Source organism: Rhodococcus sp. 06-235-1A, assembly GCF_002258785.1.
GTDB lineage: Bacteria > Actinomycetota > Actinomycetes > Mycobacteriales > Mycobacteriaceae > Rhodococcoides.
Window position 1 is genome coordinate 1 of the sequence record NZ_NOYI01000036.1, and the last position, 22,712, is coordinate 22,712.

At 65.0% G+C, this 22,712-nt stretch carries 28 protein-coding genes; 10 read left to right on the forward strand and 18 right to left on the reverse strand.

Translation table 11 applies throughout. The features are described 5' to 3' along the window. Positions 1 to 200: 200 nt before the first annotated feature. The 3 genes from CH275_RS27950 to CH275_RS27955 all read right to left on the reverse strand — a co-directional run bounded on the left by CH275_RS27950 (position 201) and on the right by CH275_RS27955 (position 1,916). Positions 201 to 1,052 carry a hypothetical protein gene (locus CH275_RS27950; protein WP_094629915.1) on the reverse strand — a complete coding sequence of 284 codons (852 nt, stop codon included), beginning with the start codon at positions 1,050 to 1,052 and terminating at the stop codon, positions 201 to 203. Between the two features lie 86 nt (positions 1,053 to 1,138). Further along, positions 1,139 to 1,303, reverse strand: a complete 165-nt coding sequence (locus CH275_RS29720) for a hypothetical protein (protein WP_157226197.1) — start codon at positions 1,301 to 1,303, stop codon at positions 1,139 to 1,141. Between the two features lie 355 nt (positions 1,304 to 1,658). After that, entirely contained in the window at positions 1,659 to 1,916 is a 258-nt protein-coding gene (locus CH275_RS27955) for a hypothetical protein (RefSeq protein ID WP_042940230.1), read from the reverse strand. A 959-nt stretch (positions 1,917 to 2,875) separates the two neighbouring features. On the opposite strand from CH275_RS27955, the gene CH275_RS27965 reads away from it, so the two are divergent. The 8 genes from CH275_RS27965 to CH275_RS28000 all read left to right on the forward strand — a co-directional run bounded on the left by CH275_RS27965 (position 2,876) and on the right by CH275_RS28000 (position 9,449). Continuing rightward, positions 2,876 to 4,942: an MMPL family transporter gene (locus CH275_RS27965; protein WP_230074946.1), complete on the forward strand. Its 2,067-nt coding sequence runs from the start codon at positions 2,876 to 2,878 to the stop codon at positions 4,940 to 4,942. A gap of 28 nt (positions 4,943 to 4,970) precedes the next feature. Beyond that, positions 4,971 to 5,222, forward strand: coding sequence for a YgaP-like transmembrane domain (locus CH275_RS27970; protein ID WP_032401340.1), 252 nt, complete (start codon positions 4,971 to 4,973; stop codon positions 5,220 to 5,222). Positions 5,223 to 5,264: 42 nt separating this feature from the next. Further along, the gene (locus CH275_RS27975; RefSeq protein WP_008720026.1) at positions 5,265 to 5,684 is read left to right on the forward strand and encodes a DUF302 domain-containing protein; all 420 of its coding nucleotides are present in this window, start codon (positions 5,265 to 5,267) and stop codon (positions 5,682 to 5,684) included. Then, positions 5,684 to 6,457, forward strand: coding sequence for a sulfite exporter TauE/SafE family protein (locus CH275_RS27980; protein WP_032401339.1), 774 nt, complete (start codon positions 5,684 to 5,686; stop codon positions 6,455 to 6,457). Before CH275_RS27975 ends, CH275_RS27980 begins: the two co-directional genes overlap by 1 nt. Positions 6,458 to 6,534: 77 nt before the next feature. After that, complete coding sequence (locus CH275_RS27985; RefSeq protein ID WP_032389200.1) at positions 6,535 to 6,804, forward strand: metal-sensitive transcriptional regulator; 270 nt, start codon at positions 6,535 to 6,537, stop codon at positions 6,802 to 6,804. 57 nt (positions 6,805 to 6,861) lie between these two features. Next, positions 6,862 to 8,223, forward strand: a complete 1,362-nt coding sequence (locus tag CH275_RS27990; protein ID WP_063216981.1) for an MBL fold metallo-hydrolase — start codon at positions 6,862 to 6,864, stop codon at positions 8,221 to 8,223. 73 nt (positions 8,224 to 8,296) lie between these two features. Continuing rightward, the gene (locus CH275_RS27995) at positions 8,297 to 8,719 is read left to right on the forward strand and encodes a DUF6153 family protein (RefSeq protein WP_027494146.1); all 423 of its coding nucleotides are present in this window, start codon (positions 8,297 to 8,299) and stop codon (positions 8,717 to 8,719) included. 85 nt (positions 8,720 to 8,804) lie between these two features. Then, positions 8,805 to 9,449 (forward strand): DUF305 domain-containing protein, encoded by a 645-nt coding sequence (locus CH275_RS28000; protein ID WP_008720034.1) that lies wholly within the window; start codon positions 8,805 to 8,807, stop codon positions 9,447 to 9,449. A gap of 106 nt (positions 9,450 to 9,555) precedes the next feature. On the opposite strand, the gene CH275_RS28005 is transcribed toward CH275_RS28000, so the two are convergent. From CH275_RS28005 to CH275_RS29825, 6 genes are all read right to left on the reverse strand, one after another. After that, a complete protein-coding gene (locus CH275_RS28005; RefSeq protein ID WP_094681415.1) occupies positions 9,556 to 11,733 on the reverse strand; it encodes a heavy metal translocating P-type ATPase in 2,178 nt (725 codons plus the stop codon). 34 nt (positions 11,734 to 11,767) lie between these two features. After that, positions 11,768 to 11,998: a heavy-metal-associated domain-containing protein gene (locus CH275_RS28010; RefSeq protein ID WP_063216977.1), complete on the reverse strand. Its 231-nt coding sequence runs from the start codon at positions 11,996 to 11,998 to the stop codon at positions 11,768 to 11,770. A gap of 156 nt (positions 11,999 to 12,154) precedes the next feature. After that, the gene (locus tag CH275_RS28015) at positions 12,155 to 13,087 is read right to left on the reverse strand and encodes an integrase (RefSeq protein ID WP_143546088.1); all 933 of its coding nucleotides are present in this window, start codon (positions 13,085 to 13,087) and stop codon (positions 12,155 to 12,157) included. Then, positions 13,087 to 13,419 carry a helix-turn-helix domain-containing protein gene (locus CH275_RS28020; RefSeq protein ID WP_170945395.1) on the reverse strand — a complete coding sequence of 111 codons (333 nt, stop codon included), beginning with the start codon at positions 13,417 to 13,419 and terminating at the stop codon, positions 13,087 to 13,089. Before CH275_RS28020 ends, CH275_RS28015 begins: the two co-directional genes overlap by 1 nt. A gap of 3 nt (positions 13,420 to 13,422) precedes the next feature. Further along, positions 13,423 to 14,322, reverse strand: coding sequence for a tyrosine-type recombinase/integrase (locus CH275_RS28025; protein ID WP_217901378.1), 900 nt, complete (start codon positions 14,320 to 14,322; stop codon positions 13,423 to 13,425). 26 nt (positions 14,323 to 14,348) lie between these two features. Beyond that, positions 14,349 to 14,579 carry a hypothetical protein gene (locus CH275_RS29825; protein WP_217901379.1) on the reverse strand — a complete coding sequence of 77 codons (231 nt, stop codon included), beginning with the start codon at positions 14,577 to 14,579 and terminating at the stop codon, positions 14,349 to 14,351. 118 nt (positions 14,580 to 14,697) lie between these two features. Here CH275_RS29825 and CH275_RS28030 point away from each other — a divergent pair, with 118 nt between their 5' ends. Both CH275_RS28030 and CH275_RS28035 read left to right on the forward strand, forming a co-directional pair. Next, entirely contained in the window at positions 14,698 to 15,606 is a 909-nt protein-coding gene (locus CH275_RS28030) for an ATP-dependent DNA ligase (RefSeq protein WP_094629920.1), read from the forward strand. Positions 15,607 to 15,695: 89 nt separating this feature from the next. Further along, the gene (locus CH275_RS28035) at positions 15,696 to 16,058 is read left to right on the forward strand and encodes a histone-like nucleoid-structuring protein Lsr2 (RefSeq protein WP_094629921.1); all 363 of its coding nucleotides are present in this window, start codon (positions 15,696 to 15,698) and stop codon (positions 16,056 to 16,058) included. Between the two features lie 151 nt (positions 16,059 to 16,209). Here CH275_RS28035 and CH275_RS28040 read toward each other — a convergent pair whose 3' ends face one another. The 9 genes from CH275_RS28040 to CH275_RS28070 form a co-directional block, all read right to left on the reverse strand. Next, on the reverse strand, positions 16,210 to 17,919 hold the full coding sequence (locus tag CH275_RS28040; RefSeq protein WP_094629922.1) for a ParB/RepB/Spo0J family partition protein: 1,710 nt from the start codon (positions 17,917 to 17,919) through the stop codon (positions 16,210 to 16,212). 101 nt (positions 17,920 to 18,020) lie between these two features. Continuing rightward, positions 18,021 to 18,308 carry a hypothetical protein gene (locus tag CH275_RS28045; RefSeq protein WP_094629923.1) on the reverse strand — a complete coding sequence of 96 codons (288 nt, stop codon included), beginning with the start codon at positions 18,306 to 18,308 and terminating at the stop codon, positions 18,021 to 18,023. 447 nt (positions 18,309 to 18,755) lie between these two features. After that, positions 18,756 to 20,090 carry a pentapeptide repeat-containing protein gene (locus CH275_RS28050; protein WP_141214654.1) on the reverse strand — a complete coding sequence of 445 codons (1,335 nt, stop codon included), beginning with the start codon at positions 20,088 to 20,090 and terminating at the stop codon, positions 18,756 to 18,758. Further along, positions 20,087 to 20,245, reverse strand: a complete 159-nt coding sequence (locus CH275_RS29725) for a hypothetical protein (protein WP_176459082.1) — start codon at positions 20,243 to 20,245, stop codon at positions 20,087 to 20,089. The genes CH275_RS28050 and CH275_RS29725 overlap by 4 nt, the downstream gene beginning before the upstream one ends. 78 nt (positions 20,246 to 20,323) lie before the next feature. After that, entirely contained in the window at positions 20,324 to 20,629 is a 306-nt protein-coding gene (locus tag CH275_RS28055) for a hypothetical protein (protein ID WP_037154365.1), read from the reverse strand. Between the two features lie 198 nt (positions 20,630 to 20,827). Next, on the reverse strand, positions 20,828 to 21,436 hold the full coding sequence (locus CH275_RS28060) for a hypothetical protein (RefSeq protein WP_052058739.1): 609 nt from the start codon (positions 21,434 to 21,436) through the stop codon (positions 20,828 to 20,830). Positions 21,437 to 21,832: 396 nt separating this feature from the next. Continuing rightward, positions 21,833 to 22,003 (reverse strand): hypothetical protein, encoded by a 171-nt coding sequence (locus CH275_RS29730; protein WP_165839653.1) that lies wholly within the window; start codon positions 22,001 to 22,003, stop codon positions 21,833 to 21,835. Then, a complete protein-coding gene (locus tag CH275_RS28065; RefSeq protein WP_037146804.1) occupies positions 22,003 to 22,332 on the reverse strand; it encodes a hypothetical protein in 330 nt (109 codons plus the stop codon). The genes CH275_RS29730 and CH275_RS28065 overlap by 1 nt, the downstream gene beginning before the upstream one ends. Positions 22,333 to 22,388: 56 nt before the next feature. Next, complete coding sequence (locus tag CH275_RS28070; protein WP_037146805.1) at positions 22,389 to 22,688, reverse strand: hypothetical protein; 300 nt, start codon at positions 22,686 to 22,688, stop codon at positions 22,389 to 22,391. Positions 22,689 to 22,712: the final 24 nt, after the last annotated feature.

Here is a 22,712-nt window from a genome sequence, read left to right on the forward strand (position 1 = left end):
AGCGTGATTCGGGCAGGTGTCGAACCCTCGTTGGTGATGGCCCGAAACAGCGGGATACTAATCGGATGCACAGTGGTCAGAGGCAAACCCCGTCTACAAGACGTTCACTTTCACTGACCTCGGTGGGTCGACGATGCGGCGGGTGGGTGGCTCGAAGGTGGTGGGCCAGGAGTCGAAGATGCCGGCGGAGTTGTCGGTGGTCATTGCGCGGCCGCGAGTGGCCGGTGGACGGTGAGGTCGGCGGGTGCGGGTGTCCAGCGCAGACCGTGCTCGCCGAAGCTCGGGGCGGTGAGGGTGTAGCGGCCGGTGCGGTGTGGTGTTCCGCGGCCGTGGACGGCGGTTTCGAGGGTGATGGACTTGATGCGCCCACGGCCCTGTTCGATTCCGCCGTAGCCGCAGACGGTGGAGGCGATCGTGAGATCGATACCGGGCATGTGCCCGTCCGTCAGCAGCAGCACATTGGCGTGACGACGGTTGCGTGCGAGCAAAGCTCTTGCGCGCGTCGGTGGTACGTCTCGTCCGTGCACGGTGGTGACGACCAAATCCAGCCCGTCGAGACAGATCGAGGCGGCGTCGAGAGGATCCCCGGCCCCGGGATCGACGAGGTGGACTTTCGCGAGATCGCCGCCGTGTTCGTGGACGGCGAGCAGGCTCAGGCGTGGTTGGCCGATGAGGGCGACGTGGTGGCCGGCGGCGGATGCTTCGGCGACGAGCGCGATGAGCATGGACCCGGCGCCGGTGACGGTGATGGCGGTTCCACGGGCCAGGGCTCGGCGTGGGAGCAGTGCGGCGAGCGGCGGGGGTACGGGCATGGTCCGCAGGGTTTTGCCGCGTACAGCGCCGCTGAGTGGTTCCGGATCGTCGGCCTTGCCCGTGAGGTCCGTATCGCCTGCGATGGGCGCCGCTGGTTCGGGTGCGGTGATGGTGGGGAGTTCGGTGGGTGCGTGGTCGCGGCGGCCGCCGGGCACGGTGGCCATGCGGCGGCGCAGGACATCGAGTTGGGTGGCCTTGTCGAGTCCGGTCAGGTCGGGGATGGCGTCGACGGTGGCCATGGGGATCGACCTTTCGCCGTGCCGGTGGGAACTACCGTCAGACTATCGAACGCGTGTTCGACTGTCGAATGTGCTGGTGAGCAGGTTCAGCGGGGAACGACGCTGCCGTCGAGGTCGGCCGCGGTGAAGGTCCAGGCGAGGTGCCGATATAGCCGGAGGTCGCGTTTCACCTGGTCGAGGGCATGGGGCACAGCCGGGTGGTCGGGGTCGTGGCCTTCCGATCGGATGGCTGCGCGCTCGTCGTCGTCCATGTCCTATTGGACGCACGGGGCGGCGCGGCGGTTCCGGCAACAGTCATTTACTCGAATGACTGGACGAGAAGGTTCGGAGGCGCGGCGGTGGCCGCGTCGACGGGTCGTTTCGAACGAGCCAGGGCCACGCATCTGTGATGCGTGGCCCTGTTCGATGTTGGGTGACGGTGTTCGCCAGTGCGCCTCTCGGCAGGTGGCCGCTCGTAGCGGCTGATGGTTGGTACCCGGGGCATTGGGATCGAACGCCGTCGAGTCCTACAACGACAGTGCTGTCGGTGGTATTCCAGCCTGTGCGGGAGACAAAAAAAGGGGGGCCCGGCCCCGTGGTGGGACCGGGACCCCGGAGGGCCTGTGCTCAGTGGATGCACCAGAAGGACCCGACCGGGATGGCTGCTCCCGGCTGCCCGGCGCACCACCGGCAGGTGGTGTCGTGCTCGATCCGTCCGAGCACTCCTTCGGCCTCCTCGATGAGGAGGGGCAGCTCTGCTGCGCTGGCGAGCGCGAGCGCTTCGGTGGCCCACCGGGCCGCGCGCGGATCTTCGGCGGGGAGCTGAGCGGCATTGCCGATGAGCTCGGTGATGATCTGGTGATCGTTGAGCAGGTTCTTGTTCATGGAAGGCTGCCAACGCACCCTCGGCCGAGACGTCCCCGATCGACATGACGAGGGTGGCCTGTCAACCCCGAAGAGGGAGCTTGCGACCGTGGGTTGACTGGTCGGGGTCCCCGGCATGTCAGACTCGGGCGACTCGTACGACCAAATTGGTGACCCATATGGGGCGGCCCCGGAGGGGACGTGCGACCGCTTGCGGTCGGCTTTCATGGTTCGCCGATCCCCTACGCGGGCATCCGTCGTCGATGCCCCCGAATCCGTTGTCTCCGATGCTCGCCACTCCTGGGCCGCTCCCGTCCGGACCGGCCTGGGTGTGGGAATGGAAGTGGGATGTAACTGCGCGGGTTCGCAGAAACTCGCGAACGATAGCGTCGCAACACGCGCGTACGTGGAGCATCAACCCGTGAGGGACAACCGCATTCGCAGACTGGCGACCATCAAACGCCTTATGCGGCCGCCAGCACAGCCTCGCGTTTGATCCGGCAAGACCAATGCCGTCTACCGATCGGCTCCGGCCCACCCCTTCCCTCATACCCCCACGGGTACTTGCATACCCCCCTAGGTATGTGTCACAGTAGGGATGTACCCGCCAGAAAGGACCGCCATGTGCTACCCCGTCCCGTGCCCGGCATGCGGTAAGACCACCTGGGCTGGCTGCGGTCGACATGTCGACAGCGTTATGAAGAACGTTCCGCGGTCGCAGCAGTGCTCCTGCTCCATGGAGACACCCGCCCCAGCTACACGCGACAACTTCTTTCGTTCCCTGTTTCGTCGCTGACCCCCACCCCAACAGCACTCCACTGCATTTCGCAGGAATCTCTGGGCGTCTTCAACGCTTCTGAATACCCCCACCCGTATTAGGAGAAGTAATTGTGACCAAGCCCGCTACCGCGGCGGCCACCGGCCGCCACGACCGCCATCGGCCACCGGCACCCGGCGCACTAGGCCGCCTGGGAAGCACGATGGTCGCCCGCCGCAGGTGGGTGTTCGGCATCTGGCTGATCGCCCTCGTTGCCCTGGGATCGGCTGCGCCATCGGTGTTCTCATCCTTGGCCGGGGCCGGCTGGCAGGCCAACGGTTCCGAATCCGTCCAGGTCCGCGAGCTCGCCCAGCAGCATTTCGGTGGTAACTCCTCTGCGGCAGTGCAAGTGGTCGTTCACTCCGACACCGCCACGATCGAAGACGCAGCGGTGCAGCAGACACTCACCGACGTCGCGGCCGTATTCGACGGTGACACTCGCTTCGGCGAGATCATCGCCCCCCAGCCAGGCATGACCATCAGCCCCGACGGCCGCACCGGCATCCTCATCGCCGGCGCAAACGCAAGTACAGATGACATGGTCAAAGCCGTCGACGAGGTCAAAGGCGAACTGACCGAACTCTCCGGCGACGGCATCGAGGTCTACCCGACCGGGTCCTCCGCACTGTGGTCGGACTTCAACAAAGCCAACCACGATGCCATGATCCAAGCCGAATTATTCTCGTGGCCAGTCACCTTGGCGATCATGGTGCTCGCGTTCGGATCGCTCGTCGCCGCAGGACTGCCGCTGCTACTCACCGTCGCCGGACTCGTCGCATCCGCCGGTGGTCTCGTGCTGCTCAACGGCGTCACCCCGATCTCGGTGTGGGCGATGAACTTCGCGATGATGTTCGCGCTCGCCCTCGGCATCGACTACGCCCTCTTCATCGTCGCCAGGTTCCGCGACGCACTACGCAACGCCGATCCCCGTGCCGCCGTCGCCGAAACCATGGACACCGCAGGCAAAGCCGTGGTCCTGTCCGGTCTGACAGTCCTGGTGAGCCTCTCGGCAGTGCTTCTCGTTCCCGCACCGGCCGTGCGGACCATGGCCGTCGGCATCATGCTCGCTGTCACGTTCGTGCTGATCGCCACCATGACCCTGCTCCCCGCAACCCTGGGGGCACTCGGCTCCAAGGTCAACGCCGCATCCCTGCCCTACGCCAAACGCCAGCAGCACCGCTCCCCGAAATTCGCAGCCTGGGGCGAACTACTCCACAAGCATCCCTGGCCGTTCGCACTGGTCTCCGTCGGCATCCTCATCGTCCTGGCACTGCCGGTCCTCGGACTGAAAGTCGCAATGCCCTCGATCACCGTCGTCCCAGAAGATGCACCGGTTCGCCAAGGCTACGAGCTCGTCCAAGCCCAGTTCGGCGACGGCGCACCCGGCGCACTGCAGATCGTCGTCCCCTCTTCCGACGCCGCCGCGACCGCCACCGCAGCCAGCAGCGTCGACGGGATCTCGATGGTGACTCCGCCCCAGCCTGCCGCGGACGGCTCGAACTACTCACTGCTACAAGCGCTTCCCGCCGTGGACCCCTCCGACGAGAGTATGGGCACCATCCTCGGTGACCTGCGCGCGCAGCTCCCGGAGTCGGCATTGGTCGGCGGGGCACCGGCGGAGAACCTCGATCTGCAGCAAGCCCTCAACGACTACCTGCCGCTGGTGATCGGGATCATCCTCGCGCTCGGTTTCATCCTGCTGCTCGTTGCACTGCAGGCACCGCTGATCGCGATCCTCGGCACCGCCGTCAGTCTGCTCTCGACCGCAGCCGCATTCGGAGTAGCGAAGCTGATCTTCCAAGACGGACACGGTGCATCACTGCTCGGCTTCACCCCACAGGGGTTCCTCGACGGCTGGGGACCGGTGTTCTTCTTCGCGATGATCTTCGCCATCGCCATGGACTACACCGTGTTCCTGCTCGCCACCGCCAAAGAGCACTACGAGAAGACCGGCGACCCGAAAGCCGCCCAGGTCGACGGCCTCGCCCACTCCGGCCGCGTCATCTTCGCCGCCGCCGCGGTCATGGTCGCCGTGTTCTTCACCTTCGCACTCTCCGATCCGCTCCCACCGAAAGAAATGGGCATCATTCTCGGTGTCGCGGTACTGCTCGACGCCTTCCTGATCCGGCTCATCCTGCTGCCGGTCCTGCTGCGTCTGACCGGTCACGCCGCATGGTGGTCACCAGCCTGGCTGCGCAAGGTGCTGCCCTCGATCAGCTTCTCTCACTGACACCCTCACCACACCCAACGGAGCAATCATGACCGATCCGAACACAACCCACTCGGCGGCATTCACAGGATGGCCGATCGAACGTATCGTCCCCGCCCTTGCTGCCGGTGTCACCGCCACCGGTCTGGCACTCGGCGAATTACACGCACCGCAATGGCGACTACTCAGCGCGTTCGCTGCCGCCAACCTCGCCCTCTACGCAGCGGTTGGCTGGTGCCCGGCCAGCGCACTGCTCACCAAAGCGGGCGTGCCGAGTATTCGCCGGCCCCGAATCGGGTAGGCCCACACCACCACAGTTCGACCACCGAAAGGAATTTCCCTCATGAACATCGCACTCTCGACCACTCTGACCGACACTGACTTCGACACCGCAGTCGACTCCGTCAAATCAGCCCTGTCCGACCAAGGCTTCGGTGTTCTCACCGAAATCGACATGCAGGCCACGTTGAAGGCCAAACTCGGCGAAGACATGGAGCAGTATCTGATCCTCGGTGCCTGCAATCCCACCCTCGCGCACCGCGCCGTCGGAGTCATGCGCCAGATCGGCTTGCTGCTGCCGTGCAATGTCGTCGTCCGCGCCGACACCGCCACATCCGGATCGGTGATCGTCGAAGCGATGAACCCCGACATCATGGTCCAAGCGACCGGAGAACCCGCCCTCTCCGATGTCGCGGCCGAGGCCACCACCAAGCTCCAGGCCGCCATCGACGCACTCGGTGGCCAGGACACAGCCCACAGCTGATGACCCTGGCACTGGCACTGGTCCTCGGCGTCGCCGTCGGCATCCTGCTCGGTCTCCTCGGAGGCGGCGGGTCGATTCTCGCGGTCCCGGTTCTCGTCTACGCCCTCGGAATGGACCTGTCGGAGGCGATACCGACATCGTTGCTGGTGATCGGTGTCGCCTCTGCGACCGGGGCCATCCCCAAGGTGCGGGCGCGGCTCGTCGAGTGGCGGCTGGCGGCGATCTTCGCGGCCACCGGCATTGTCGGCACCGTGGTCGGCAGCGCCCTGGGCAGACATCTGCCCGAGGCGGCCGTGATGATCGGCTTCGCAATCGTCATGATCATTGCCGGGGCGCGGATGCTGCGCAGCGCCGACGATGTCGGAACTGCATGCAAGACAGGGGATTCCGGGATCGACTGGCGGCGATGCGCACCACGGTCCATACCGACAGGGTTCGGGGTCGGTGTCCTCACCGGACTGTTCGGCGTCGGCGGAGGATTTCTGATCATCCCCGCTCTGGTGCTGTTGCTGGGAATCGAGATGGGTGTCGCTGTCGGAACGTCGCTGGTGGTCATCGTCGCAAACTCCGCCGCCGGACTGATCGCTCAGGCCGACGGGCTCGGCGGGAACTGGGCACTGACAGCCGCGTTCGCCGGTGCTGCGATTGCAGGCTCGCTGGTCGCCGGGCGACTGAGCACACGCATTGATACCGACAAGCTGCGCACGTGGTTCGCCTACCTGGTGTTCGCCGTCGCGGGCTACGTACTTGTCGACACCCTCGTTCTTTCATGACCGAACGCACACACCGACCCGATGCCCCCAGGGGTAATCTGAAACCACTACCACCCTCACACCCTCAGGAGACCGCAATGGTCGGCGACGAAGACAGCATCGCATTGGTACTCAACCGGCTGCGCCGCGCACACGGCCAACTCGCCGGAGTGATCGGCATGATCGAGAACGGACGTGACTGCAAAGACGTCGTCACCCAACTCGCCGCCGTCTCCCGCGCCCTCGACAAAGCCGGATTCAAGATCGTCGCCACCGGCCTCCGCGAATGCATGACCGGCGACACCGCCGACAACAAAGAACCCATGACCGAAGCAGAACTGGAAAAACTCTTCCTCGCACTGGCCTGAACGAGGACGTTTCACGTCAGAAACGAGGCCGACCCGACGACACCGTAGGAGTACCCCGTGAGCGCTACCGATCCAGACATCGCCATCATCGAAACGTCGAGCCTCGGCGACCGCAGCTACCTGATCAGCCACGACGGCATCGCCGTCGTGATCGATCCCCAACGTGACATCGACCGCGTCCTGGCACTGGCCGCGGAGAAGAACGCCGCGATCACCCACGTACTCGAAACCCACATCCACAACGACTACGTCACCGGCGGCCTCGAACTCGCACGCGCTACCGGAGCCGAATACGTTGTGCCCGAGGGTGACCCGGTCGAATTCGAGCGACGGGCAGTGGGGGACGGCGATGTCGTCGACGCGGGATCGGCGACGTTTCAGGTCATGCACACCCCGGGCCATACACATCATCACGTCAGCTACGTACTGCAACTCGGAGACGAACCGATCGCGATCTTCACCGGCGGCTCGATGCTCTACGGATCCACCGGCCGCACCGACCTACTCGGCTCCGAACACACCGACGAGCTCACCCATGCCCAGTTCCACTCGGTCCGTCGAATCGCCGCCGAACTCCCCGCCGACGTCGAGGTCTACCCCACCCACGGATTCGGTAGCTTCTGCTCCGCGACCCCCACCAGCGGCGACTCGTCGACCATCGGTGAACAGCAACAGTCCAATCCCGCGCTGACCCAGGACGAACAAACCTACGTCGACGAGTTGATCGCAGGATTGTCGGCCTACCCCGCGTACTACGCCCACATGGGCGTCATCAACACCGAAGGTCCGGCCCCGATCGATCTGTCCACCCCGGAGCCTGTCGATCCCGACGAACTACGCAGGCGCATCGACGATGGCCAGTGGGTCGTCGACCTCCGCGCACGAACCGCCTTCGCTGCTGGACATCTCGACGGCTCCCTCGGTTTCGAGCTGTCGACGACGTTCGTGACCTATCTCGGATGGCTCTACCAGTGGGGTGCGCCGCTGACATTGATCGGTGACACCTCCGACCAAATCGACGATGCCACTCGAGAGTTGGCGCGCATCGGCATCGACCGCCCCTCCGGTTCGGCTGTCGGTGAGATTCACTCACTCGCCGGCGACGGCCACGTGCGGTCCTACGAGGTGTCCGACTTCGCCGGACTTGCCGCAACCGACTCCGACATCACTGTGCTCGACACACGTCAACAGTCCGAGTACGCGGACGGCCACATCCCCGGTGCGGTGAATATCCCCCTTCACGAACTGCCGCACCGACTCGCAGAAGTCCCCGACGGCAAAGTGTGGGTGCACTGCGCCTCCGGCTATCGCGCCTCGATCGCGGCCTCACTACTCGACCGGGAACATCGCAGCGTGGTGCTCATCGACGACGACTACAACCGCGCAACAGATCTCGGACTCGACACCTCGAAGACATGACGAAATGCTTCGACGACCGAACGCGACGAGACAGGCGTACCCCCAGGGGGTATATGTTGGTATCATCGGCCGCATGCACTCAGTGAATCGGCACGGTCGACGGGGCACAGCTCCGACGGCAGCTTTACTGATTGCACTGACGGTGTTCGGTGTCCTGTTGATGCATTCGGTGACACCGATGTCGATGCCCGTGACCGGCTCGATGTCCACATCGATGAGCGGCGGCCATGCCTCGTTCGCAGCACCGTCCCACACGGACGCCACGGTTCCGGTGATGACCGGGGAACATGACTGCCCGTCGGGGCACCAGATGATGCATCCCTGCGTCGGCACGACGGTGTCGTGGCCCGCGCTGACGGTCCCGGCGATGAGCGCAGCCCTCGACCTGGCGCCGACATCGGTGAACCGGATCATTGGACGGGCCGACTCCACGCTTGAGCGTGCGCCGCCGTGGACGTTATGGGAGTTGGACAGATCGGTGACCTTGCGAGTGTGACAGGGAGCCCGGCAGACGCGTGTCTGTCGGCGGATCGAACGACATCCAATTCTCTGCACTACCCACTCTTGCAAGGAGTTTCCTCATGCGTACCAAAGTCATTGCCTCGATCGCTGCTGCCGCCGCGAGCGCGTTCCTCGTCGTCGGCTGTAGCGACAACGCGGCCGATTCGTCGATGGACGGCCATGCGATGGGATCGATGTCCTCGGCACCGATGTCCTCGGCCCAAGCAAGCGCGTCCGCAGAGTTCAACGATGCCGACGTGATGTTCGCGCAGATGATGTACCCGCATCACGCCCAAGCAGTCGAGATGGCCGACATGGCGAACGGCCGCACCGACAACCCGGAGGTGCTGTCGCTGGCATCGGCGATCGCCGCCGCGCAACAGCCCGAGATGGACCAGATGACCACCTGGCTCACCGAGTGGGGCCAGCCCATGCCCGACATGGACAGGGGTGACATGGGTGACATGGGTGACATGGGCGGGATGGACCACAGCTCCGGCAGCGGCATGATGACCGCTCAGGACATGGACGCGTTGATGGCAGCGTCGGGACCGGAATTCGACCGCCAGTGGTTGACGATGATGATCGCCCACCACACCGGCGCCATCGAGATGGCCAACACCGAAATCGCAGACGGTTCCAATCCTGACGCCCTGGAGATGGCCCGCACCATCGTCGCCACCCAGCAGCAGGAAATCGACACCATGCAGCGGCTGCTCGGCTGACCCGGCCCGCTATAGACAACGATGGCCGCATCCTCTCCGGCGGAGAAGGTGCGGCCATCAACGTTCCACAATTGTCAGGGCTGCGTTCCCGGTACGAGATCAGCTCTCACAGTGACGGTGTGCGCTGCGACGGAGCATTGGAACTCCCGTCGTTCACCGCTCCGGTGATGGTGTCGGGTGTGAGGTCGAGTCGCCGAAGCAGCTGCGCGTTCGCGGCGACGATGATCGTCGACAGCGACATCAGGATCGCGCCGATCGACATGGGCAGCACGAACCCGACCGGCGCGAGCACTCCTGCCGCGAGCGGAACTGAGATGAGGTTGTATCCCGCTGCCCACCAGAGGTTTTGCTTCATCTTCCGGTACGAGGCGCGCGAGAGTTCGATCACCGACAACACCGACCTCGGGTCGTCGCTGGCGAGGATCACTCCGGCCGACGCGATAGCAACGTCGGTACCCGCGCCGATAGCGATACCGACATCGGCCTGCGCGAGAGCCGGTGCGTCGTTGACTCCGTCACCGACCATCGCCACGGTGCGCCCTTCCTGTTGAAGTTCAGCAACGTTGTGGGACTTGTCTTCCGGTTTCACCCCCGCGAAGTAGCGGTCCACACCGAGCTCGGTGGCGACGGACTTCGCGACGGCTTCGGCATCACCGGTGATCATCACCACCGCGATACCCCGAGCGTGGAGCGCATCGACTGCCGTGCGGGATTCGGGCCGGATCTCGTCGGCGAGCGCAAGGGCACCGATCACAGCACCGTCGGCCAGGACGTGCAGGATGATCGCCCCGTCGCCCCGCCACCGGTCGGCGACAGCAAGTTCGGATCCGCGCTCCTGCTCGAGCAGCGCGGGCCCGCCGACCTGCACGCGGGTGCCGTCGACGTCCGCAGCGACCCCGACAGCGGGAGACGACTGAAAACCGGCTGCAGCCGGGACGGTCAGGTTCCGCGCGCGTGCGGCGCCGACGATGGCACGGGCGAGGGGATGTTCAGAGTCGGCTTCTGCGGCAGCGGCCAAAGCGAGGACCTCGTCGGCGGTGCGCCCGTCTGTCACCTCGATTGCGGTGACGGTGGGTTCACCCTTGGTGAGGGTGCCGGTCTTGTCGAAGAGCACGGTGTCCACCGTGCGCATTGTTTCGAGTGCGAGCCGGTCCTTGACCAGGACACCGCCGCGGGCTGCGCGTTCGGTGGCGATGGAGACCACCAGCGGGATCGCGAGTCCGAGTGCGTGCGGGCAGGCGATGACCAACACGGTGATGGTGCGGATGACGGCGTCGTCGGGCATCCCGAATAGCGTCCACACCAACGCGGTGATGATCGCAGATCCGAGAGCGAACCAGAACAGCCAGCCGGCGGCGGTGTCGGCGATGCGCTGGGCCCGCGAGGTCGAGTTCTGGGCGTCGGCGACCAAGCGGCCGATGCCTGCGAGGGCGGTGTCCTCCCCGACTGCGGTGACCTGGACGCGCAGACCGGAGTCGGTGGCTACCGTGCCGGCGACAACTTGGTCGCCGTCGCTGCGGCGGACGGTGCGTGATTCGCCGGTGATCATGGACTCGTCCATGCTCGCCGATCCGGAGACGATGGTGCCGTCCGCCGGTACTCGGCCGCCGGGGCGCACGACGACGACATCACCGCGCTGCAGCTCGGCCGGGGACACCGGCACCACATCGTCGCCGTCGACGCGTTCGGCGGTGTCCGGAAGCAGCGCCGCCAACGAGTCCAGAGCGGAGGTGGTCTGCGCGAGGGATCGCATTTCGATCCAGTGCCCGAGCAGCATGATCACGATCAGCAGCGCCAGTTCCCACCAAAAGTCGAGCTGATGATCGAGCAGGCCGAGGCTCGCGCCCATCGACGCAATGAATGCGACGGTGATCGCGAGGGCGATGAGCAGCATCATTCCTGGTGCACGTGAACGGATTTCGCCAACTGCTCCGGTGAGGAAGGGAGATCCGCCCCAGGCGTACATCACGGTGCCGAGCGTCGGCGAGACCCAGGCGATCCACGACGCGTCCGGCAGTGAGTATCCGAGAAGCATCGCGAACATGTTCGATGCCACGATCACCGGAACGGCGAGGACCAGCATGATCCAGAACAGACGACGGAACATGCCGACGTGATCGCCGTGACCGGCATGGCCACCGTGCCCGGTATGCCCTGTGTGTCCTCCGTGTTCGGAGTGCTCGCCGTGTCCGGTGTGGCCTGCGCTGCGTTCGGACGTGTCGTGCCCCGACTGCGCGCCAGCTCTCTTAGCCGTTCCGACGTCAGAATGCGTGTGGTTGTTCATCGCGAAATACCTCTTCCTGCAACGACTTCAGCGGTTACGCGGTAGGCGAATCTGCGGTTTGCGGTTCGGCTGCGTATCCGGCATCGCGAACGGCGGCAATGACCCGGGCGTGGTCGGGCTCGCCGATGCTCGTCACCGTCAGCGTTCCTGCCGACGCTGATGCTTCGACCGTGTCGACCCCGACCACAGCACCGACTTCTTCCCGGACCGACGCTTCGCAGTGGCCGCAGGTCATGCCCGTGACTTTGTAGTGCGTGGTGATCATGTCGCGCTCCTCCGACTGTCTGCATACCCCCTAGGGGTATCTGGCTAACGTGTCGACCATACCCCCTCCCCGTATGTTTCGGAAGGCCGTTGGCTGCGTCGAGCGGTTTACGAACCTGCGGCGACGACCGGTCCGTTGGCTGAACTTCGAATCGAGTCAGGGTGCAGTGGGGTCTACGTCGAATCGGCCAGGGTGCGCGGTCCTGACATAGCGCACCGCTGTGGTGGTGCCGATACCGAACACGGTCATCAGGGCAACTGGGTCGCCGCTGTGGGCGGCCTCGTCGAGGATGCGATCGACACGCAGTTCGCGGGCGGTGATGCCGAGGTCACGGAATGGGCGGGTGATGTAGTGGCGACTGCCCGGCAGTGCGGTAGGCGCAGTTATCCGGGTGATCAGCAAGTACGGATTCGTGCTGGTCGGCCACCGCAGCTGACGGTAGATCAGCCAGTCGCGGAGCACCTCGGCGGTGAACTCGTCCAACCAGAACGTGTGGCGGGTGTGTGGACGGGTGACGGTTGCTCGTCCTGCCGAACGGTCGAGATGGTCGAGTCGGAAGCCGATGACCTCTTCGATCGTCAGCGCGTGGACCGCGACGAGCGCCAGAATCACCCGGTCATCGGGCCTGGTCAGCTGATCGAACAGCCCATGTACGCGATCGGATCGTAACGGTCTGAGGATCCTGCGGGTGTACCGACCAGCGACCTCTCGGGCAGGGTCGGCGAAGATGCGACGTTCGCGTTTGAGTCCGCGAAAGAGCGACCTCAGGGCCGTGTGCACGTTATGTCTCGACTGCCCTGAGTGACGGCTGAGAGCGCGCTCGATGTCGACAGTATCGACAGATCGCAGACTTTGGTGTGTCTCAGCCCATTCCTGCAAGACCGGTAGCGCGAAATTGAGATAGAGGGCAATCGTCACTGCCGTCAACGGTCTGGATTTACGTCGACCGCGGCCGCCCAGCGCAGTGACACACGCCTGCACGTCGTCACGGAACTGCGCGGGTGTCTGCTCGATCATCCGTATCGTGCGCTCGGTGTGCCGGGCGGCATTGCGTGCCGCCACCCCATCGGCAGGGTTTCGTCCCGACATCAGTTGGGAGGTGGAACGCGGCGGGCTCCGCGCTTCCGGGCCCCGGCAGTGGGTGCGGCAGGGCCCGACCGATCGCCGATTGCGCGTGCTGGAGCTGCGTCGAGATCCGCGTCGTGAACAGCTTCCGCCAGCATCAGATCACCGACAGTGCAGTTTAACGCCGCACAGATCTTGTCCAGGTCATCGAGTCGGATCGTGATCGGCGCCGAAGACCACAGGGCCGCAGTCTTGCTCAATGACGGATGGAAGTCGACCTGCTCGAATGCTTTGAGCAGCTGCGTCGGACGCCAGATGTCGCGTTGCGCCGCAACCATGCGCAAATTCCATTTCATCTTCTAATTCTCCGTACTCAAGCGCCGCACGGCGCGTTGTGTCGACTCGATGACGGACCGTTCCGGGTCGGCTCCTGCCGACGCCAGATAGCCCACAGTGGTGCTTGCCCATTCGTGACCGAGCATCTTCTGCACATCCCACAAGGGCATTCCTCGTTGGTAGTTGTGGGTAGCGCAGGCATGACGCAACAGATGGGGGTAGAGCTCGCGCACCGGGCCGTTGAGGTGATGGTGCGATGCAGCTTTGAGATTGCGGCGAAATGTCGAGGGTTGAATGGCGGGTGCAACGGCGAGGTTGAGCGCCGCGACGGCGGTCGGCAAGCGTTCCGATGGCCACAACGGTGCGCCCGCGTCGGTCGGGTCGTCGCAGAACTCGCCCCGGACCTGCTCGAGATACCACCACAGCAGCTCTCTCCCCTCTTCGAAGAGAAAAGCTTGCCGTTCGCGTGGACCCGATCCGCGGGCACCCTTACCCACGACGACGAAGCGGCCCCACTGTCCCGCTTCCCAATGGATGTCGCCGATCTTCACCGCACACAGCTCCGACGCCCGCACCCCGGACAAGTACGCAATCTTCGCCATGGTGTAGTCGCGTGCGCTCACGTGGTACTTGCGAGAGCGTGGCAGGGCGTCTCTCCAGTCGGCAAAGAACGCTGTCATCGCTCGTCGAGTGGGAGGAATCCGCAGCGCGAAATCACCCCTGTGCCTCGGCCGGTTGAACGGGTCGACCGGTGACTCGACACCGACGCCGAACGCTCGGAGCAGCTCGCCAGCGTAGCGGTGCTCGAGGAATCGGTAGTAGTTGTCGATCTGAACTGTCTTTTTCCGGATGGTCGCGTGACTGCGTTTGCCGGGACCGGCGAAGTACTGATCGAACTGCTGCTGGGTCAATCGCCATGGCACGCAATCGAAGTAATCGCATATCTCGATCACGGGATACATGATTCTCTGCAGCGTCGCGGGCTCAGACCCGCCACATCTCTGGCCCATCCGTATTCGACCAGCGTGTTACGGAAGAAGTCGTGTTCGTCGTCCCCCGACGCCGACGCCAGCCGCTGCAGCGATTCGACGTCCGCAAGTTCCCCGCTGCCGACCCCCGCGGCACTCGATGCGCCGTCGGCAGCGATGCGCTGCTGCCGACGAGTAGCGAAATCTGACACGAACAGTGAACTTATGCGAGGAACTCGCAGAATCCACGAGTAACTGATGAAATTTGAGCGACCACGGAATGAAGAAGAATCGTTGCTCTGACCAGGAACCCTGGGCTCACACCGGTTCCTGGCAGCCGATCGAACCCGCGCGGACTCCAGTGGCCAACGCGGGGTCTGCGTTGTCGGCGGCACATCGTGGGTGAAGCTGTTCTCGCGCAACGGAAACGACATCTCCGCCTCGTTCCCGGATGTGGCGGCTGCGTTGTCGGACACGACTGCGGGTCGATCGGTGACCCTGGACGGCGAGTTGGTGGCACTGGATTCGGGCGGTCGGCCCGATTTCGGGCTGCTGCAACGCCGAATGCATGTCGCGCGCCCGTCGGCGGCGTTGCTGCGGTCGACCCCGGTGACGTATTTCGTGTTCGACGTCCTCGACATCGACGGCGAATCTGTCCGGACGCTCCCCTACACGCAGCGCCGTGAGCTGCTAGAGGGCCTCGGCGTGGCCGACGGGCGGCGAGTGCAGGTGCCGCCGAATATGACGGGAATCGACGGGGAGACGTTGATGGGCATTGCCGCCGACAACGGCATCGAGGGGGTCGTGGCGAAGAAAGCGGAGTCGGTGTACCGATCGGGGATCCGGTCGCCATCGTGGGTCAAGGTTCCGATCCGGAACACACGCGAAGGCGTGATCTGCGGATGGGTTCCCACTGGCGGGCGCGCCGGTGGGACACTGGCGGCGCTGCTACTCGGAGCGTACGACGAGGCGGGCGAGTTGGTCTACATCGGCCGTGTGGGAACGGGTTTCACCGATCGGATGCGCCGAGAGCTGCGAAGCACACTCACCGAGCGCACCCGTCCGGACAGTGCGCTACACGGTCCGGTTCCACGCACCGACGCAGTCGGAGTGTCCTGGGTGACACCGGAATTGGTGGCGACCGTGGAATACCGAGAACAATCGGCAACGGGGCGTTTACGGCATCCCGCATTCAAAGGAATCCGATCCGATATCACTCCCCGCGATGTCGTGACATGAAAGGGTGCAGCTTGTCGTCGCATTCTTTGGTTACGCTGGCCGGTACCCGAGTCCGTGACAAATGTGTGTGATCGAAAGGTTTTCCGGCTGTGGCCAAACGAGTGACAACCCAATTGGTGGACGATATCGACGGGTCGGTCATCGACGACGAATCCGGCGAAACGATCGAATTCGCGGTGGGCGGTGTCGAGTACTTGATCGACTTGAAAGCGAAGAACGCCACCGAGTTTCACAAGAAGCTCGACCACTACATCCAGCACGCGACGCGGGTCGGTGGCCGCAAGCGTAAGCCCTCCCCGAGTTCCGGGTCGACCGCGGCCGGCGGATCGGCCAAGCGCGATCCGGAGCAGACACGCGCGATCCGGCAGTGGGCGTTCGACCAGGGCTACGAGATCAGCGAACGTGGCCGAATTCCGGCCGACATCGTTGAGGCGTACAACGCCGCACACTGACGGGCGGTGAGCCGCCTGCGCGTCGTGAGCAGTGCGGTGGTGGGGCGTCGAGCGGGGGAGCTCGAGGGCGGCGGCAGCCCCCTCGACCCGGACCGGGGACGAGGCCACCGGCGGCGGGCACCCGGAGAGGTACCCGCCACCGATGCCGGTTCTAGTCGGTGATGCTCTCCTCGCTGGGTGCGGTGAGTGCGTCGTATGCCTGCTCGGGGGTGAGCGTTCCGGCCCCGACCTGTTCGACCACGGTCAGCACGTGGCCGTGCTGGTCGAGAAAGCCCAGGTAGTTGTCCTGGTTGGAGCCGCCGACTCGCTTCCACCAGTCTTTACCGGTCCCGCTCATCCGCGCTTCGTAGGCGGCGAGGATCTGCGCGAGCGCGATCACCTGTGCGCGTGCGTCGCTGGCCGTGTCGATCACCGGAGCCAGAGCGGTACGGGCGGCGCGTTCTTTCCAGTCGCCCCACAGGTGGCCTTCGGGCTTGCCGATCGTGATACCGAGCAACTCTGCGAGGTGCTCGGACGCTTTGTTCTGGGTGAGCAGTCCAGGCTCGTCGACGAGTGTGTCGGTGATCCACTTCGCGGCACCCTTCGGCAGGGTCTTGCGGGTGAGGAACTTCGCGAGCCATTCCTTGCGGACGATCGTGGCGGCGGCGCTGGCCTTGTTGAGTGCGATGGTGCGCCGACGTGCGAGCTTCTCGGCCTCCTTCGCCGCGAGCACTTTCTGTGCTGCTTCCTGCTCGCGCACTCTCTTTGCGGCTGCATCGGAGGACTCGTCGGCGGCGGGTTCGGCCGATGCGGCGGCGAGGATCGGACCCAGTTTCACACCGGCGGCATCGGGGTCGGCGGTGAAGTACTCCGGCACCCACACTTCGACGGACCCGACGTCCTTGTAGTGGTGCAGTCCCTCCTCCGCGTCCCCTGACAGATCGACCTGGGTGTCCCAGTCGATACTGTCCTTGTCGATGAACTCGCCCGTCGCGACGAGGGTGAGCTTCTCCTCTTTCGTCAGCCACACCGCCCAGTGCTCGGCCGCGGCCTCGATGATCGCTTCGGTGATCGGGTCTCCATCTGTAGTCACCAAGTCCTCAGCGGCGGTGTAGGGGTCGCCGTAGTAGGGCTCTTCCTCGAGGACCGTCAGTCCCTTCTCGGCGTATGGTGCGCTTGCTGCGGTGCGGGCCTTGCGCTCGGCGCGGTCGGCGAGCAGCTGCTGCGCTTCGGACCGGAACCACGACCCGGCATTGAGCAGTTGTGCGACGGCGTCGGTGTCGCCCTCGGCGTCGAACACGGCCACGATCGCGGCCTGGTCGAGGGTGAGCTGTCCCGCGTCGAGGGCATCGATCGCAGCCTGCGACCGGCCCGCTGCCCCTGCTGCTTTGACGGTCTCGCGCTTGACCTGGACGGCCTTGGCGATCTTGGGCACCGAGACACCGAGTTCGAGCATGTCGGTCACGGCCTTCGCCCGCTGGCCTGCGGTGAGGTCGATACGGCGGTCGTTGGCGACGACCTGCCGAGTGAGACGCTCGATTTCCCGGTCCTTCGCTGTGCTCGCGTCGGGCCGGATCAGCACCGGCACGCTCTCGGCCCCGGCTTCGATTGCGGCGAGGGTGCGAACCTGGCCGTCGATGACCACGATGAGGTCGCCGTCGCGGCGCGCGAGAATCGGTAGCAGCACTCCGTGTTCGATGATGGAGGCGACCATGTTTCGGAATGCCGTTGTGTCGGTGACGACCTCGTCGCGGACGTTCGGTCCGACCTCGAGGGCGGTGGGGTGCAGGCGGGCGTACTCCTCGCCCGCCCCCACGACCGGCGTGGTGCCGGTCGTGGGGGCTTCGGTTGCGGCGGTGGTGGTTTCGATGCTTGCGGTCATGGTGGTGTCTCTCTCCCTGGTAGATTCTTCGGTTGGAGACACCGGGCAGTTAGGAGCTGTCCGGTGTTTCTTGTTTTCCGGGGCGGTGTGGGCCTCGGGGGTTACTGCCGGGCGGTGGCCACGTGGTGGTGGCCTGCGAGCCGTGCGGCGTGGATTTCGGCCTCACTGGCTCCGTGTTCGCGGGCGGTGCATGCCCAGAACGCGGCCCGCTCGAGGTGCGCGTCGACGGTGGTCGAGTTCGCGTCCGATGCGGCTCGGTTGACCTGCTCGGTGTAGGCGGTGACCTGTGCGAGTGCGTGGGTCTTGACCTGTACCGGGACTCCGGCGATCGCGGTCATGATCGCGGTGCGCAGTCCCACCGTCCTCGGTCCTGTGATGGTGTCGTGCATGTCGTGACGTCCCTTCTCAACTGGTGGCCTGGCCCTTTGCCCTGCCACGTTTTTCGCCGTTTCTGGCGTGAGGAGAGAAGTCAGCGCACGGGGACGACGGGGCAACCCCTCGGCCGGACAGTTTTCGTGGGAGCGCAGCGACTGCTCTACGAAAAGTGTTCGGAGCCTTCGGTCGTAGCGCAGCGGAGCGAGGGGTTGAGGCGGCGGTCACGGGTGATGGATGCTCGCCGGTAGCCAGAACCGCAGTGAAAAACGTCTTTGCTCTTCCACGGTGCGGAGCGCAGCGGAGCTCCATCCAGGGGACGCCCGCAGGGTGGCCGGCACCGCCGTCAGGCGGAATGCACCCAGCTCGTCGACGCCGGCGGAGTGCCCACCTCCCGGCCGCGGAGCTCGCGAGGCGATTGTGCGGGAGCGACGGAGACCGCCACGCTCGGTGTCGCGGTAGCGCTAGGGCGTCGGCTCCACGACGGTAGGTGGCCAGTCGTGTGGTTTGACGTTGTCCGGTTTGGATCCTTCGGCGGCGTAGGGGACTTCGGTGTCCCAGTCGAAGTAGACGTTATTCCACGCTCCCGGCGAGTTGAATAGCGTCTCACCGTGGAACTGCGCCTCGCTGAACGTCGTCTCACCGTGGAACTGCGCCTCGCTGAACGTCGTCTCACCGTGGAACTGCGCCTTTCCGAACGTCGTCTCACCGTGGAACTGCGCCTTTCCGAACGACGCCTCACCGTGGAACTGCACCTCACCGAACGACGCCTCACCGTGGAACTGTGCCTTTTCGAACGTCAACGCACCGTGGAACTGCGCCTCACCGAACGACGCCTCACCGTGGAACTGCGCCTCACTGAACAACGTCAACGCACCGTGGAACTGCGCCTTTCCGAACGACGTCCACATACCGTGGAACTGCGCCTCATCGAACGACGTCCACATACCGTGGAACTGCGCCTCGCTGAACGTCGTCTCACCGTGAAACTGCGCCTTTCCGAACGTCAACGCACCGCGAAACTGCACCTCACCGAACGACGTCCACATGCCGTGAAACTGCGCCTCGTCGAACGTCGTCTCACCGTGGAACTGCGCCTCACTGAACGACGTCCAATCACCGTGAAACTGCGCCTTGTCGAGGGTGGTTGTGCCGTAGAAACGGGCGTCGTTGAAGTCGGCGTTGTGGAAGTACGCGCCGGTGAAGTCGTAGTTGTAGTTGCTCCAGTTGTGTTGGTGGTCGGGTTTCAGGTGGGTGGCGATGGTGCGGGTGATGGCTTGCCGGACCGTGAGGTCGTCATGGGGGTGCTGGTAGGTGCTTTCGACGGTGGTGGCTGCGTCGACCGTGACGACGGTTTGGCGTAGGTGGGGGTCGTGGGTGGGTGGTGCGTATGGGCGGGTGAGGTAGCCACAGAGGTAGTTGATGCAGGTTTGGGCGTCGGTGTTTCTGTTGTGGTCGATCCAGTCGTTGGTGAGTGCTTCGAGGGCATAGACCCCGGCGAGTCGGACTTCGGGAGATGGGTCGGCGAATTGTGCTGAGGTGGTGACGAATCGCCGGCGTAGCTCTTGAATGTCGGCGAGCGTGTGGGTTGCTTTGTGGTGCCGATCTAGCTGTCTGCGACTGAGATAGCCGATGATGAAGGTTATGACTGCAGCGACGATGATTCCGACGCTGGCGAGAACAGTAGCGGCGGGTTGTGTGAGGTTGTCGAGGAACCACACGCCGATGCCTGGCGGGTCAACTGCTTCGACCGGCACGGTTGGAGTGGCCGGGGCAGGGGCCTGGGCGTGGAAGCTCACGGGGGTGACAGTAGCGGCTTGACCGTAGTTTTCCTGGTGGAGTCAACGCCGGTCGCGTACTGCTGACCGAGGCCGTGGCGGAGGGCAATTGCGCGGGCTGCCTGTTCGGCTATTTCGCCGGGTAGTGGTGGTCCGTCGAGGGTTCTGATTCGCATGGTGCCGAGTGTGGCAGTGGGTACCGACAGAAATGGTTCTCTTGCAACGACTTTAGCGGGGTCCGCGGCCGCACGGTTCTAGAGGTAGAGCAGGTGGGTGGCGGTGCCGTCGAAGTGTTCGAGGTTGTCGAGGACGCCGGTGTAGTTGGCGGGTCGGCAGGCTCCGAGGCTGACGATGAGGGCGCAGGCTCCGTCGATGGTGACGAGGTAGGTCGGTGGGGTGTTGGTGGGGCTGGCATCGGCGTGGGCCTGGGCGTCGAGGAGGGCGTAGCGGACGGCGTCGGCGGCAGCTCGTTTCGCCGCGTCGAGGCTGGGTTCTGCTCCTGCGGCGGTGATGGTTTCGGGTCGTCGGTCGGGGCGGGTGGTGACGGTCCAGGTGATCATCGGTGTCGTGTTCCTTCGGTGGGTGAGCCGGGCGACCTGCGGGTGCGGGGGTTCTTCCAGCATCGCGTACCGAGCGCCAGCGAGGTCCGCGATGCACAGGCATTTTCCGGAATCTGGGGATAGAGAGTTTCCCTGTGGATGGATACGACTCGGCCCCGGAGCCCGTGTCGGGTCCGGGGCCGCGTCCGTGCGCCGGGGTCAGAGGCGTCGTCGCCAGGGTGCGGCCATGTCTTCCTGGTGTTCGCGTTCGGCGTCGTCGAATGCGTCGGTGAGGGTGGTGGGGTCGCTGAGGTACTGGTCGCCGTCGGTGAAGATCGCGACGGCCATGCGGTGGACGTTTCGGAGCTCGTCGAGCATGGTGACGTAGCCGAGGCGGTCGATGATGCGCCAGGTGACCGGTCCCATGTGGACCTCGACCCAGTGCATGGTGCGTCGACGTGCGGGTACGTACTGCTCGCGTGGGGTGACGGCGGTTTCCGGTGGCGCGATCCAGACGACGGACATGGCGGCGCGGGCGTAGTCGTCGCCCGGTCCCCCGGGCTGGGGTGCCTGGTTGTCGATGCGGCCGATGAGGGTGCGGGCGTCGGCCAGTCCGGCGATGAACGCGTGGACGGCGGCGGCGGAGCGGAAGGTCATCATCAGGCGGCCCATGGTGACGATCATCTGGGCGTCGTCGGTGGCGGCGGCGTGGACGTTGACCACGGCGTTCTGGCGTCCGACGATGGTGGCGGTCGTGTGGGTGACCACTGCGCCGTAGTTGTCGGTGTCGGTGCTGCTGTGGGCTTTCTGGGCGGTAGTCTTCGGCATCTCGCGCTCCCCTACTCAACGTGGCGACCTCGCGGCCCGCCAATTTTTTTGCCGTTCTGGCAGAGGAGAGTTGGACCGGCATGAGGGGGCCGGAGTGCAATGGTCGGGCCGGAAAGTTTTCAGCCGGAGGCGTCTGTGAAAAGTTTCCGGAGCCCTTCGGGCCGGGAGCGCAGCGGACGCCGGCGGTTGCGCGGAGGTCACCGCCGGTCAAAATCGGAAGGCCAGAAGGGAAAACAAGAATTCTTTTCACAGGACGGAGCGCAGCGGAGTTCGATGCGGTGGACGCCCGCAGGGTGGCCCGGCCCCACGCGAGCCGCTGAGCCCTTATTGCGCAACGGATAAGGCCCGCACCCTGTGTCGGGTGCGGGCCTTATCGGTCTGCGGCTGGTGCCTGTGTCAGGTCAGCTCGGCGGGTGGGGTGGTCGGGCGCCCTTCGGCGGTGTCACGGAGCCACTGCGGCACCTCTCGGCCGGTGCGTTCGCGGAGCGCGATCGAGGCGCGGGCTGCTGCGGCGGCGACTCGGGGACGCTCGGCGGGGCGGTCGGTGCGCTTTTCGGTGGTGGTCATCATGGGTCCTCCTGATCGTTCTGGTTGTCAGTGTCCTCGGTTTGGTCCTGGTCCGCCAGTGCACGTCGGGCTGCAGCTCGATCGGAGACCGCGACCAGGACGTCCTGCTCGGTTCGGGTGATCAGTGCGGAGTCGGTGACGGTGGCGTAGATGTCCCATCCGAGTTCGGCTTCGGTGTCGTTGTCGCTGGTGGTGCGCTCGAGGCACCAGGTGATCCGTTGCCAGGCTTGGGCGCGTTTGTCGGCCACGGTGCGTTGGCGGACGGTCAGGGCGACGCCGACGACGGCGAGGACGCCGACGATCAGGGTGACCCATGCTTGAGCGGGCATCAGGGGCGTTCCTTCCAGGTGGTGCCCCGGTGCCGTCTGGCACCGGGGCGGGTGTTCTACCGGCGTGAGGTTCCGCGGACGATGTCGCCTTCGATGTAGGTGAATCCATCTCCGCGGCCGTCACGGAGCGCGAAGTGGTAGTCCGCGTGAATCCAGACGGTAGCGAAGTGTCCGGCGTCGGTGAGTGTGCCGAGTAGGTCTCGGTCGGCCCCGTTCGGGAAGAACGCCACTCCGGACGAGGGCGGGTAGTAGCGGTTGAGGGTGTCGATCAGCGATTCGACGCTCCGACATTCGGCGGCCGCGTCGAGGGCCTTGTCGTAGGTGGTCCAGTAGTCGTCGATGTCGTTGGCGGTCATGGCTTCTGCTCCTCGGTCGGTGCG